The sequence below is a fragment of the Paenibacillus sp. Y660 genome (assembly GCF_057221575.1).
Genome location: NZ_JBXBBJ010000006.1, coordinates 52813 through 66348, shown reverse-complemented (window position 1 = coordinate 66348; position 13536 = coordinate 52813). Strand labels below are relative to the sequence as shown.

Genomic DNA, 13536 nt, shown 5'->3' with positions numbered 1-13536 from the left:
GCGCATCACTAATTAGGAAAATTTAGGAATATAAAGAGGGGGTTCAAGGTTGGACAAGTCATCACAGCAGCTTGAGCATCGTGACCAGCAATCATCATCCGGTCCGAAGCGCAGCCGCATAACGTTATGGGTTATTTTAAGCTTGCTTGGCATTATTATTATTGGTGCGGGCAGCGCTGCTTTCTACGTATGGAACAGCTTGCAGCCAACGAAGGATGGCGATGTGCAGAAGCTGGAAATTCCGAAAGGAACGTCAGCGAATGAGGTTGCAGAATTGCTTGAACAGCAAGGGATCATCAAGAACTCATTTATTTTTAAATATTACTTGAAGCTGAATGACCAGGGAGCTCGCTTTCAAGCGGGTGTATATGAGCTTAACCCGGGAATGGACAACGATGCGATCATCGCGAAGCTGAATGCCGGTGAGACGGTAGCTGCGGAAACGATTCGCTTCACGATACCTGAAGGCTTTACCGTGCTGCAAATTGCTGACAAGCTTGCGGCGGAGAAGCTGATTGATAAGGAAAAGTTTATGGGGCTTATTGCCTCGCAAAAAACGTGGGGAGATGCGGAAGCAGTTCGCTCTATCCCAGAATCAGATAAGCTCCACAAGCGTTTAGAAGGGTATCTTTTCCCTGAGACGTATGAAATGAAGAAGGAAAGCAAGGAAGAGGACATTATCAAGCGGATGATATCGGAGCTTGACAGGAAGCTGGGCGAGCTTCCAGAAGGCTGGATGGATGTGCTTGAAGAGAAAAAAATGTCATTCCATGAGCTTTTGACTATTGCCTCGTTAGTGGAACGCGAGGTAGTTGTTGATGAGGAAAGAGCACTCGTGGCGGGCGTTATCTATAACCGCATCGCAGATGGCATGAAGCTCCAAATCGATGCGACAGTACAATATTCACTTGATAAGCCGAAGGAAAGACTTTATGAGAAGGATTTGCTTGTAGAGAGTCCTTATAATACGTATAAAGTGGAAGGGCTGCCGCCGGGGCCTATCGCGAGCCCAAGCCTTGATTCGATTCAAGCGGCGCTGTACCCGGAGGAAACGGAATATTTCTTTTACGTGACGAAAAAAGACGGAACCCAATCTCATTTGTTCGCAAAAACATACAAGGAGCATTTGAGAAATATCGAGAAGAGCAATCAAACGGCTGGGTAGGACAACTATATAAGCTGGACAGCTAATTACAGTTCTAGAGGAGGATTACAGCAATGACGTACAAGCCGGAATTGTTAGCTACCGCCGCATCGTTAGAGGAGCTTGAGAGGCTCATTGCAGCAGGTGCGGATGCTTTTGTCGTCGGCGAAGCACGTTACGGTATGCGTTTGGCAGGTGAGTTCGATACGGAAATGATTGCTCAAGCGGTAAAGATAGCGAAGCCTCATGGCGTTCGGATTTATGCGGCTCTTAATAATCTGATCGATAATGATGTGGCGGACAATTTAAATTCGTATGTGTCTTCGATTGCCGAAGCAGGGGTTGATGCCATTGTGTTCGGCGATCCCGCTGTTCTGATGGCGGCACGAGTCCATGCGCCGGGAATAGCTTTGCACTGGAATGCGGAGATGACTTCAACCAACTATGTTACCGCTAATTATTGGGGTCGCAGAGGCGCTGCAAGGTATGTGCTGGCACGGGAGCTGAATATGGAGCAGGTTATCGAGACGGCTTCAAGCACGGACCTCGAAGTACAGGTTCAGGCGCATGGCATGACGAACATCTATCATTCCAAGCGCTCGCTGGTAGGCAGCTATATGGATCATCAGTCGGAATCGGATCGGCTGCCTGTGAAGGATAAGGATCGCGGTCTGTACGTAATGGAAGCAGAACGGCAGGATGAACGGTATCCGATCTATGAAGATGCCAACGGGACTCACATTATGAGCTCTGATGATATTTGCATGGTTGAGAATCTGCATGAGCTGCTTGAGGCTGGAGTGAGCAGCTTGAAAATAGAAGGCTTAATGAAGTCAATCGAATACAATGAAATTGTCGTGCGAGCATATCGGCAGGCGATTGATGCTTATATGGCTGACCCGGCAGGTTATGTGTTTCAAGAAGAGTGGTTGGATGCGATTAAACAGGCTCAAGACCCGAATCGCGAGCTGAGCTATGGCTTCTTTTACAAAGAGCAAGTGTACTAATAGATATTAAAGAGCTTACGAAGAGAGTTTTGCTTCGCAAAACTAAGTGAATGCTTACGAAGAGAGTTTTGCTTCGCAAAACTAAGTGAATGCTTACGAAGAGAGTTTTGCTTCGCAAAACTTTAGGAGGTGCACATAAATGACGACAATCGAGAAGACGACGCCGCGCTACCAAGGAAAGCGGAATCGGCTGGACAAGCCGGAGCTGCTCGCTCCAGCGGGCAATTTGGAGAAGCTGAAATTCGCCATCCATTATGGAGCTGACGCGGTATACATCGGCGGGCAAAAGTACGGCTTGCGTTCCAATGCGGATAACTTTAGCTTCGAGGAAATGAAGGAAGGCGTAGAATTCGCGAATCGTTATGGCGCAAAGGTATTTGTCGCAACCAATATTTATGCACATAATGAGGATGTTGAAGGACTAGAGGATTATTTGCGAGCGCTGGAAGAAGCCGGTATATCGGCTATCATTGCTGCTGATCCTGCTATCATTGAAACGGCGCAGCGCGTAGCGCCTAAGCTTGAGGTCCATTTGAGCACGCAGCAATCGACCCTCAATTGGCAGGCCGTGCAATTTTGGAAGGATGAAGGCTTGCCGCGCGTCGTGCTTGCCCGTGAAACAAGCTTTAAAGATATCGCTGAAATCAAGAAGCATGTTGATATTGAAATCGAAGCTTTCATCCATGGGGCGATGTGCTCATCGTTCTCAGGACGGTGCGTGCTTTCGAACCATTTTACGGATCGAGACTCTAACCGTGGGGGCTGCTGCCAGTCTTGCCGCTGGAAATATGATCTGTTTGTTGATGATATGCCGATGTACTCCGAGGATGAAGATAAGTTTACGATGGGCTCAAAGGATCTATGCATGATCGAATATTTGCCGGAGCTCATTGAGGTTGGCGTCGACAGCTTCAAGATCGAAGGCAGAATGAAAAGCATTCATTATGTTGCGACGGTCGTTAACGTGTACCGACAAGCGATAGATGCTTATTTTGCCGATCCGGAGCATTTTGAGTTGAAGCGGGAATGGGTAGAAGAGATCAATAAGGCTGCGAATCGACCGCTTAATACAGGATTTTTCCTTGATACACCAGGAGCAGAGGATCATATCTATGAGCCGGAGGAAAAAGCGGCCCCTTACGATTTTGCTGGTGTTGTGCTAGATTACGATGCGAAAACGGGAATTGCTACTGTTCAGCAGCGCAATCATTTTAAGCTAGGCCAAGAAATCGAGTTCGTTGGTCCAGGCGGTACTTTCTTCAAGCAAACGATAACCGAAATTACCGATGCCGATGGTTCAGCACTTGAAGCGGCGAGGCATCCTTTGCAGCATATTCGAATACGTACGCTTAAGCCGGTTAAGACGATGGATATGATGCGGAAGAAAATTGTTAAAAAGTAAGAAACATGAAAAACGGAGAGTCTTATTTTACCATTAAAATAAGATTCTTTTTTTTTTATTTTATTATTATAAAACGGCAGGATGCTGTCGATATAAATAATATATTGTAAATACATATTCCGGCAAGATTAGCTACCAACAAATGAACTATTTATTCCATTTCCATACTCTCAATTCTTAAGGTGGTGTCTTTTCAAATGAAAAATGAAGAAGAACAAAAAGAGAAGAAGTTCATGAAGAAAAAGATCAAAGCAGACCAAACTAGCTCAAATCAGACAAAAACAGATAAAGCATTGAAAGCGCAATCAGGAATAAAGGCGATCTCTCAAGCAGCGAAGTTGGCATCAAGTTCTTTGAAGGGAACAAAATTGTCAAATCCGCTTAAATCAGTCGGCACGACGCTATTTTTAATTATTTTTTGCAGCATTATTGCTTGCGTCTTGACTGTAGGTCTAATGGCTTATTCCAAGTCGAAATCGATCATTGAGAATAAGGTATCGGACGCAAGCTTTGAAACGATCAAGCAAGTATCGAATAATTTGGACGTTATTTATACGACATATGAGGATTTATCGCTGCAGATCTTAATCGATAAGAGCTTTCATGAGTTTGTTCGGAAAATGACTGATAGTACGGAAGGATATGCAAAATTTGAAGCTTCGCGTAATTTAGGCGACAAAATGCAAAGTTATTTAATGGGCAACAGCACAATTGTTTCGATGATGCTTTTGCCAGTCAATCCGAAGCTGGATGTCATAACCGCTGGTGCGGCCAACAACAGCAACGCAGATAGATTGATGAAGACAGCTTGGTTCATGGAAACGGTAAAAAAAGCGGGTAAAGCGCATTGGATTCCGCCTCAGCCAGAAGGACTGGCAAACGCTACCGGCGTTCCTACCATCGGGATAAGCCGTCTCATTAAGGATACGACGACTAGTGAAGCCTCTTACGTATTGCTGATGGAAATACCGGTAGAATCCATTTCGGATCGTTACAGCGATGTCATCCTGGGCAAGGACAGCCAAATTGAGATTCTAGACGCGAACAACAATTATATTACGAATGCAGATCCAGGCATGATCGGCAAGGCGGTTAACATCACGCTTCCGAAAGAAGGTGACAAGGCGCATGAAGACTCCGTGAAAATGACGAATACTAATGGAGTGGATGTGCTTGCTGCTTACAAAACCTTTGAATCGATGGATTGGAAGATTGTCGGTACAGTACCGGTCAAAGAGCTTGTAAAAGATGCTAAAGCGATTCAGAATTTGACTTGGATTACAGTGTTCGTCGCTGCGCTGATTGCTATTGCGATCGGAATTCTCGTTATTTTGACGGTGGCTAAGCCGCTTGTGAAGCTTCGCAACTTGATGACTGAGGGTGCTAGCGGCAACCTGACCGTTCGTTCGGATATAAACAATCGTCAGGATGAGATCGGTGAGCTTGGCAAAAGCTTTAACCTGATGATGACGCAAATTACAGCATTAGCCGTTCAAACGACGCGTTCTGCAGAGGAAGTGTTATTGACAGCAACGGAGCTAAGCGACGCTTCTAGAAAAACCGCCCTTTCCGCCAAGGAAATTGCGGTCGCTACGGAGGAGATTGCAGGCGGAGCTACAAGCCTTGCAGTTGAAGCCGAGAGGGGCACGGATTTGACTGGAAACATCGACGTGCAGATGAAAAAAGTAATTGATGCCAATGAGCAGATGGTCCGCTCCGCGCAAGAGGTCGGGAAGGCGAGTGAGCAAGGAACGGCTTATATGGGCGTTCTCATCCAGAAAACTGGCATGACAGAAGAAATGACGCGATCCATGGTTGAGAAGGTTGATGCATTGAAGGAAAGCACGGGCTCCATCGTCAAAATTTTGGACGTGCTCAACAACTTAACGAAGCAAACGAATATTTTGTCGCTCAACGCTACAATTGAAGCCGCTCGCGCAGGTGCTGCGGGCAAAGGCTTCATGGTCGTGGCCGATGAGATTCGCAAGCTTGCCGATCAATCCCGTCAGTCAATCGATGTAGTCGGACAAATTACCGAGAAAATCAGAGGCGAGATCGATGAGACTGTACATGTCTTGTCAGATGCATATCCATTGTTCCAAGAGCAGATTGGTTCAGTAAAAGAAGCTAATCAAATTTTCTTAACGGTATCTGGTCAAATGGGGCAGCTCGCTCAGAAGCTGGAGCTCGTTACAGATTCAATCGGCCAGCTGGACGAGACGCAAGCGGTTTTGTCGGAAGCCATGACAAACGTAAGCGCGGTAGCAGAGGAGTCGTCCGCAACCTCCGAGGAAGTGGCTTCTCTCAGCACAGAGCAGCTAAGTATAAGCGATGGCATGGTACGTCTATCCGAGAAGCTGGATACGGTATCGCGTGAGCTCAAGGATTCCCTTGCTCAGTTTAAGATCGAATAGCAAGAGATTACCTTAAACGGAAGAAGAGTCGTTCAGGCATTTACTGCTGAACGACTCTTTTTTCATACAGAAATTGTGCTTGACGTTTGGAGGGAGGTGCATGAAGGAAATAATAAGTTTATATCGCATGCAGCAGCCTATGGGCTTACGCTGCGAACAAAAGGAGATCCGTCATTATGGTGAATGGTGATGTTTAAACGCATATGGCTGGCTGCATGCTTGATCAGCGTTATCATGCTTATTTATATGGGGCGTCTTGCTTGGCTGCAGCTCATGCCGGGAAGCTCTTCAGCGGCTGTTCTTTCGCCGCAGGCTAGCCGTGGCGGGTGGCAGAGGCTTTCGGTTCTGCAGCGTCAACGCAATTTGGTGCTTGATACTGGTCGAGGTGATTTCTATGACCGCCATGGAGCGCCAATAACAGGAGAAACATATTCCGCTGTCGCTTTATTCCCCGTGAGGAAAGATTTGCGAGGACAGCCGAAGGACTTAAGCGAGCTCAGCCGTTTATTAGGTGTGAGCGAACAGCTATTGCAGCAAAAGTGGGATGCAGTGCGGGAGCCTGTGTTTTGGGAAGAAGAAGGGCAGCCAATGCGTCTATCGGCTGCCCAAACAAAGCGGATTAAAGAGCTTAGCCTAAATGGCATACGCGTGCTTCCCTATCGGAATCGATATTTGCCGCAGTTTGATGCTAAGCATGTAATTGGCTTTACGAGCCAGCATCCGGAGTGGCTGCAAGCGGAGCATGCAAAGGAGCTTGCGAGCGGGAAAAGAAAGCTGGCGGAGCAGGTTGGCGGCTCTGGGCTCGAGAAATCGTTAGACAAGCTGCTCCACGGCGTGGGAGCGACGTCTGTCTCTTATTTTATAGACGGGCAAAACGCGCCTATGCACGGGCTTGATATGCGCATTACGCAGCCGGGCAACCAATACTATCCGCTGAAGGCGATAACGACGATCGATTTGAAGCTGCAAAATGAGATAGAGGACTATGTGGATGAACAGGGTATGAAGGAGGGGGCGATCGTGGTGCTAGATGCGAACAACGCGGATATAGTCGCCATGGTATCACGCCCGCAGCTAAAGCCTGGACAGTTCCAAAGCTCGGATGGCTCTGAGTGGTCTAATCATGCGCTTAAGGCTGTAGCACCCGGCTCCGTATTCAAGCTCGTTACAGAGGCAGCTGCCTTGGAGGCAGGCGTGGCGACGCAGCATGAAACGTTTACTTGCAACGGGGAATACGGTAAATACGGCTTGTCCTGCTGGAAGGAGGGCGGCCATGGACGCCTGACCCTTCAAGAGGGGCTGGCACAATCATGCAATATTGCGTTTGCTACAATTGCAGAACGGCTTAAGGCGTCCGAGCTGCAACAAGTCGCAGATGCGCTGGGTGTTGGCAGGCAGGCGGGCTGGCATCGTGACAAAGCGTTTGGACCCTTCTCAGGTCCCCTGCGCCTGCTGGAGGAAGAAGAGCGCGGACAGCTGTTTGCAACTGCGGGGAGCACCGTGAATGTTGAGGGTGAAAGGGAAGGACTGGTTGGGGAGCAGTACGGGAAGAGCGGGAGTGATGTGAGCGGGTACAGCGCGAAGACCGAGAAAAGCGGGTACCGCTTGGGGAGTGAGGTGAGCGGGAAGAGCGGGAACCGCTTGGGGAGTGAGAAGAGTGAGAAGAGCGAGAAGAGTGAGAAGCGAAGCGGGAAGATGGAAGCTGCGCAGAAGGCGCGGGAACAGGCCGCGATGCTTGCGGCTGTCGATGGCGGCGTGCTCGCGCAGAGCGGAATTGGGCAGCGTGATGTAAGGATGTCGCCGCTTCAGGCGGCAAATCTGATTGTAACGCTGCTGAACGATGGGCGCGTGATGGAGCCGCGCCTCGTAAGTGAAATCCGCTATGCCAACGGCCAGCGGATGGTAAAGCTGCCCGCGCAGCGTGCGCAAGCCATACGTGGCCGGATCAAGCCGGCCACTGCATATGCGCTGCGGCGCGGCATGGAGGCGGTCGTCGACCACGGAACCGGTCGCTCGATCCGCCAAGGGCTGTGGGCGGTAGCCGGGAAATCCGGCACCGCCGAAACGACTCGGGCCGGAATCGCCCGCAACCACCAGTGGTTTGCAGGCTACGGCCCGGTCAAAAAGCCTCGCTACGCAATAGCCGTGCTCGTCGAAAACAAGCCGCCTGGCAGCTCGCATCAGGCGACAAAGCTTTTCCGCGGCGTCATGGATATCGCCGCCCGTATTTCCAGCCAAGAAGGAAGCTAGTTCGGAGTACCGTTCTAGCTTCCTTGCTCGGCTACATTGCAGTTAATACAACTGAAACTGACATGACTTTGCTATTTGTTGATTAGAGTGCAGTTATGCAATAGAAATCAATCAAAATCTCCTCAGAAGAGATGAATAAGTCGATTCTGTTGTACTAACTGCAGTGTAAAAAGTCAACCGAGTCGAATCAGTCCATTCCATTGCAGAAACTGCAACGTAGACAGAGAAGTGAAGCTCAATGAACTGTTCCAGTGCTGAAGCAGCTCTGTAAAAAGTCAACCGAATCAAATCAGTCTAATCCATTGAAGACCGGAAGTGCCGCACAAACCCACACAAACCACCGAGTCGCATCAATGGTTTGTAGCAAGCAATCTGCAACAAAAAAGCCAAGCTCATCAGCGGTCATTTACGCGCTGAAACAGCTTGGCTCTTTAGATAAATAATCGTTCATCTCGATGCATCACTTATCTCAAAATAACACTTATCTCAAAGCATCACTTATCTCAAAGCATCACTTATCTCAAAAGCATCACTTATCTCAAAAGTATCACTTATCTCAAAATAACCTTATCTTAAAGTCCTTATCTTAAAGTCCTTATCTTAACGTTATCTCTCTCCATCACCATCTTCATTCTTTCCCCTTCTCCTCATCACGCTTCAAGGTATCAACATACGACCCGGTAGAGGGGCTGTCGAATTCGCCAAGCGGAGCATGAATCCAGCGGTGGAAATAGCCTTGGTCGTACAGCGCCTTGAGTAGGATCATCAGAATCGGAGATAAAATGACGCCGGCAACGCCGAAAAGCGATAGCGAAATGATCATGAAGGCAAGCATCGTGAAAGCAGATACACCTAAGGAATCGCCAGTAATCTTTGGTTCAAGAATTTGACGGGTAAGCACGACGAAAAGAAACAGGGCGGATAACCAGATCGCTAATGTGATTTTGCCGACGATGATCAAATAAATAATCCATGGTATGAAGATCGTGCCAACGCCGAGCAGCGGCAGGATGTCGAAGATGGCAGATACGACGGCTATGACGAAAGCATTTTCTACTCTTAGCAAAATAAGCGCGATCAGGATGACGATAAAGGTGATGCTGATCATTTTTGCCTGCGCTTTAATGTAGAGCGCAATGCCTTTGAATACATTGTTGCGAAGGAAGAAGAAGGCTGTTTTAAACGTATTTGGCGTTTTGTCCTCCGCGGTTTGCTTCCATGTCGTAATTTCGATGCTTAAGAAATAAGCTAGTATAATACCGACTATAAAATTAAAGACAAAGGTGGAGATAGACGAGACGTAGACGATTAGGTTTTTAAATACGTTTTGTCCAAATTTCGCAAAAGTGGATGAAGCCCCCTCGATTAAATCTTTGGAGCGCTGCACCAAATCAAGATCATCGGGTATCGTGCCTAGTCGTTTCTGTGCTTCTTCGGTAATATTGGCAATTTGAGTAACGAGAATTTCTTGATATTTCGGGATGTTCGAATACAGTTCCTGACCTTGCTTCGTGATCAGATAAGCGGCACCTGAGAAGGCACCCAGTATAACGAGCGTAAACAGCAAAATGGAAATGCCGGATGCGATTGATTTTTTCATGCCAAGCTTGTTTAATCGCCTTGCCAGCGGCTCGATACATAAAAAGATAAGAAAAGAAAAAAATATTGGAGTTGCGATGCGGTACAAGTAACTGAAGGAATACATTATTAAATAGACGGTTAAAGCAATGAGTGCGATGTCGAAAGCGGTTCGCCAATACTTTTTGTAAAAGGGCAGCATAATAATACTCCTTCTTTTTCCATATTCATATTTCCATAAAGATTGTACTATAGTTTTTAAAAAGCTGCCTATTTTTTATTGCGATATGCTACAATTAAAGCTACTGTTGTTGTTTTGTACCGCTATCCATTCGTCGACTAAATCATGTAACGGTGGGGAAAACAAAATGGAAAATTTGCTGTTATGGGGATTATACGTCGCAACCTTCTATGCGTTTCTTCCAGGACTTATTAGCCGTACATTTGGCTTTCGCGTTTTTAAGAAGGGCTGTGTAGAAAAGGAAATTTCCCTTACGTTTGATGATGGGCCAGATCCGGTTTATACGCCGAAGCTGCTCGATCTTCTCGCCCGCTATGATGCGAAGGCGACCTTCTTTATTGTTGGTTCGCATGCTGAAGGACAGGAAGATTTGCTGCGCCGGATGAAGGAAGAGGGCCATAACCTAGGCATTCATAATTACGTTCATAAATCGAATTGGCTGATGCGGCCTCGAACGGTCAAACGTCAAATCGAGCGTACCATTGACCTCATTGAAGATGCAACGGGTGTGCGTTCGGCTTATTATCGGCCGCCTTGGGGAATCGTAAACGTATTTGATTATGCGAATTTAGGTTATTTGCAAATTATTTTATGGTCGGCTATGTTCGGTGATTGGCGGATTCGGCTTGGTTCGGATAAGCTGAAGAAGCGGATGCTGAAGAAGCTAAGACCCGGTGAAGTTATGCTCCTGCATGATTGCGGCATGACGCTTGGAGCAGATAAAGATGCTCCCCAAAATATGCTTATCGCCCTTGAAGCCTATTTAGAGGAAGGCACAAGGCGCGGCTATCGATTTGTAGGAATAGAGGAAATGATGAAGCTGACTGACGAAGCGAGAACGGTAAGCTCCTCCATTTGGAAAAAAGCGCTGATATCGCTTTGGCTGCTGTGGGAGAGGGCGTTTCACGTTATTTTCCGTCTCAAAACGGTGGGCGATGTTAAGGATGCCGCTTTTCATTATCGCGTGACAACTTACCATGGTGAAAACATTGAGCTGGCAGAAGGCGGACGCGTGGAGAAGGGCGACCGCATTGCCGAATTGCATTTTGACAACAAAAAGCTTTCTTCAATCGCAGCGACCTCCAAATCGCCGGTAGCTACAGGTATCCGGATGCTTCGCGAAGTGGAGCAGGCGCTTCCGCTGCTTGCCAATCAGCTGGCGGAAGATCACGAGGCGAATGACATTAAAGCAGTCTATGGCGTGACGATGATCCATCGCGGGGCTGATCGGCTCGGTTTTGAAATATTCCAGCTTCCAGAGGGCTGGTTCGCCAAATCAACACGCATTTATTTGCGCATTCTGATTAGAGTGCTTACGAATACGGAGAAATCAGCAAAGGGCAAGAAAAGAAGAGAAACGATTTCACCTCGCATGCTGCTGATGCCGGTCAATACGATCAGGCGTTATACGACGGTACAGTTGAACAAGATGCAAGAGGAAGCAGAGCGACTAAGCGATGCTGTAGAGAGAAGAATAAGCGCGGCAGCCGACGAAGCTGCGCAGCTAGGTACGAAAACAACAGCTATCTAAATTAGTGATGAAAAAAACAGCCATTCAAGGGATTATCCTTGAATGGCTGTTCTGCTATATGGAGGTTAATAGCCGTAATTACATTTTCATTACGCCGCCAGTGCTGGCGGAAGTAACGAGGTGAGCGTAGCGCGCTAGGTAGCCGCGTTTGATCTTAAGCTCGAAACCTTTCCATTCGGAACGGCGTTTCGCGAACTCTTCGTCGCTGATTAGAAGATCCATCGTACGGTTGTTCATATCGATCTCGATGATGTCGCCGTCTTGTACGAATGCGATAGGTCCGCCTTCAGCTGCTTCTGGTGAAGCGTGGCCGATGCTTATGCCGCGAGATGCGCCAGAGAAGCGTCCGTCAGTTACAAGTGCAACCTTCGCGCCTAAACCCATACCTACGATTTGCGAGGTAGGAGCTAGCATTTCCGGCATGCCAGGGCCGCCGCGCGGTCCTTCGTAACGGATGACTACGACATGGCCTTCTTTGATTTTGCCATTCGCGATGCCGTGAAGCGCATCATCCTGTGAATCAAAGCAAATTGCCGGGCCTTTGTGATAGCCGCCAACCGATTTGTCGACTGCACCTGTCTTGATGATTGCGCCGTTAGGAGCAAGGTTGCCGAACAATACCGCAAGGCCGCCACGCTCTGTATGAGGGTTGTCGATCGTGCGAATAACATCTGTATCTTGAATTTCGCAGCCGATTACGTTCTCGCGAAGCGTCTTGCCCGTAACCGTCAAGCAGTCGCCATGCAAAGCGCCTTCCTTCTTGAAGAGCTCGTTAAGAACAGCGCTTACGCCGCCTGCATTGTGAACATCTTCAATGTGGTAATCCGATGCCGGAGCGATCTTAGCAAGATGCGGTACGCGCTCAGCCACTTCGTTGATGCGCTCGATCGGATACTCGATGCCAGCTTCATGCGCAATAGCCAGTGTGTGAAGCACGGTATTCGTCGATCCGCCCATCGCCATATCAAGCGCGAATGCGTTGTCGATCGTATCTTTTGTAACGATATCGCGCGGCTTGATGCCAAGCTCAATAATTTTCATCAATTGGCGAGCTGCGTCTTTAACGAACTCTTTACGCTCTGGGGCTACAGCTAGGATCGTGCCGTTACCAGGCAATGCAAGTCCAAGACCTTCCGCCAAGCAGTTCATGGAGTTAGCTGTAAACATACCCGAACATGAGCCGCAAGTAGGACAGCCAAATTGTTCAAGCTCCATCAATTGATCGTCGTTGATTTTGCCCGCTTGGTGAGCGCCAACGCCTTCAAATACGCTCGAGAGCGAGATGGAACGGCCATCGGAGGTTTTGCCCGCTTTCATAGGTCCGCCGCTTACAAGCATAGTCGGGATGTTGACGCGAAGCGCGCCCATGATCATGCCTGGCGTAATTTTGTCGCAGTTTGGAATACAGACCATACCGTCGAACCAGTGCGCATTTACGACAGTTTCGATCGAATCCGCAATGATCTCACGGCTGGCAAGGGAGTATCGCATGCCGATGTGACCCATAGCAATACCGTCATCCACGCCGATCGTATTAAATTCGAACGGAACGCCGCCAGCTTCGCGGATTGCTTCCTTAACCAGCTTGCCGAACTCCTGTAGATGAACGTGACCAGGAATAATATCAATATACGAGTTGCAAACCGCGATAAACGGCTTGTCGAAATCTTCTTCTTTAACGCCTGCGGCGCGAAGCAAGCTCCGGTGCGGTGCGCGGTCGAATCCTTTTTTGATCATGTCAGAACGCATTCTTTTGGCCGCCATGTAAGTGCCCCCTATATGCTTATTAAAATATCAATACTCTCGATTTTATCACAATGGACAAGCGTTGGCTATAACGGGAGCAGGCAAGGGCTTATCTGCCAAACGTTAAAAAAACATTAAGAAACACTTAAACATTGTGAATTTGCGCCAACCGTCGGGACATGTCGAAGGATATTCATGTATAGTAGGCTCATCGGACACAATG

Annotated in this window: 8 protein-coding genes; 6 read left to right on the top strand and 2 right to left on the bottom strand. The window is 48.1% G+C overall.

Going from position 1 to position 13536, the window contains the following annotated elements:
* The first annotated feature begins 49 nt into the window (after positions 1-49).
* The 5 genes from mltG (at position 50) to AC2TDN_RS09485 (ending at position 8217) form a co-directional block, all read left to right on the top strand.
* Positions 50-1165 carry an endolytic transglycosylase MltG gene (gene mltG / locus AC2TDN_RS09505; RefSeq protein WP_484687787.1) on the top strand — a complete coding sequence of 372 codons (1116 nt, stop codon included), beginning with the start codon at positions 50-52 and terminating at the stop codon, positions 1163-1165.
* Positions 1166-1218: 53 nt separating this feature from the next.
* Complete coding sequence (locus AC2TDN_RS09500; protein WP_484687786.1) at positions 1219-2151, top strand: peptidase U32 family protein; 933 nt, start codon at positions 1219-1221, stop codon at positions 2149-2151.
* Positions 2152-2290: 139 nt separating this feature from the next.
* Positions 2291-3553: a peptidase U32 family protein gene (locus tag AC2TDN_RS09495; RefSeq protein WP_484687785.1), complete on the top strand. Its 1263-nt coding sequence runs from the start codon at positions 2291-2293 to the stop codon at positions 3551-3553.
* A 197-nt stretch (positions 3554-3750) separates the two neighbouring features.
* Positions 3751-5967 (top strand): methyl-accepting chemotaxis protein, encoded by a 2217-nt coding sequence (locus AC2TDN_RS09490; RefSeq protein WP_482066495.1) that lies wholly within the window; start codon positions 3751-3753, stop codon positions 5965-5967.
* Between the two features lie 189 nt (positions 5968-6156).
* Entirely contained in the window at positions 6157-8217 is a 2061-nt protein-coding gene (locus AC2TDN_RS09485; protein ID WP_484687784.1) for a peptidoglycan D,D-transpeptidase FtsI family protein, read from the top strand.
* Between the two features lie 628 nt (positions 8218-8845).
* Here AC2TDN_RS09485 and ytvI read toward each other — a convergent pair.
* Complete coding sequence (gene ytvI / locus AC2TDN_RS09480; protein WP_482066497.1) at positions 8846-9997, bottom strand: sporulation integral membrane protein YtvI; 1152 nt, start codon at positions 9995-9997, stop codon at positions 8846-8848.
* 166 nt (positions 9998-10163) lie between these two features.
* Here ytvI and AC2TDN_RS09475 point away from each other — a divergent pair, with 166 nt between their 5' ends.
* The gene (locus AC2TDN_RS09475; RefSeq protein WP_484687783.1) at positions 10164-11567 is read left to right on the top strand and encodes a polysaccharide deacetylase family protein; all 1404 of its coding nucleotides are present in this window, start codon (positions 10164-10166) and stop codon (positions 11565-11567) included.
* 78 nt (positions 11568-11645) lie between these two features.
* Here the strand turns inward: AC2TDN_RS09475 and ilvD are convergent, their stop codons facing one another.
* A complete protein-coding gene (gene ilvD / locus AC2TDN_RS09470) occupies positions 11646-13331 on the bottom strand; it encodes a dihydroxy-acid dehydratase (RefSeq protein ID WP_482066499.1) in 1686 nt (561 codons plus the stop codon).
* Positions 13332-13536: the final 205 nt, after the last annotated feature.

Coding starts and splice junctions, on each gene's coding strand:
- AC2TDN_RS09500 (WP_484687786.1), top strand. CDS start 1,219: ATGACGTACAAGCCGGAATTGTTAGCTACCGCCGCATCGTTAGAGGAG.
- AC2TDN_RS09495 (WP_484687785.1), top strand. CDS start 2,291: ATGACGACAATCGAGAAGACGACGCCGCGCTACCAAGGAAAGCGGAAT.
- AC2TDN_RS09490 (WP_482066495.1), top strand. CDS start 3,751: ATGAAAAATGAAGAAGAACAAAAAGAGAAGAAGTTCATGAAGAAAAAG.
- AC2TDN_RS09485 (WP_484687784.1), top strand. CDS start 6,157: ATGTTTAAACGCATATGGCTGGCTGCATGCTTGATCAGCGTTATCATG.
- ytvI (WP_482066497.1), bottom strand. CDS start 9,997: ATGCTGCCCTTTTACAAAAAGTATTGGCGAACCGCTTTCGACATCGCA.
- AC2TDN_RS09475 (WP_484687783.1), top strand. CDS start 10,164: ATGGAAAATTTGCTGTTATGGGGATTATACGTCGCAACCTTCTATGCG.
- ilvD (WP_482066499.1), bottom strand. CDS start 13,331: ATGGCGGCCAAAAGAATGCGTTCTGACATGATCAAAAAAGGATTCGAC.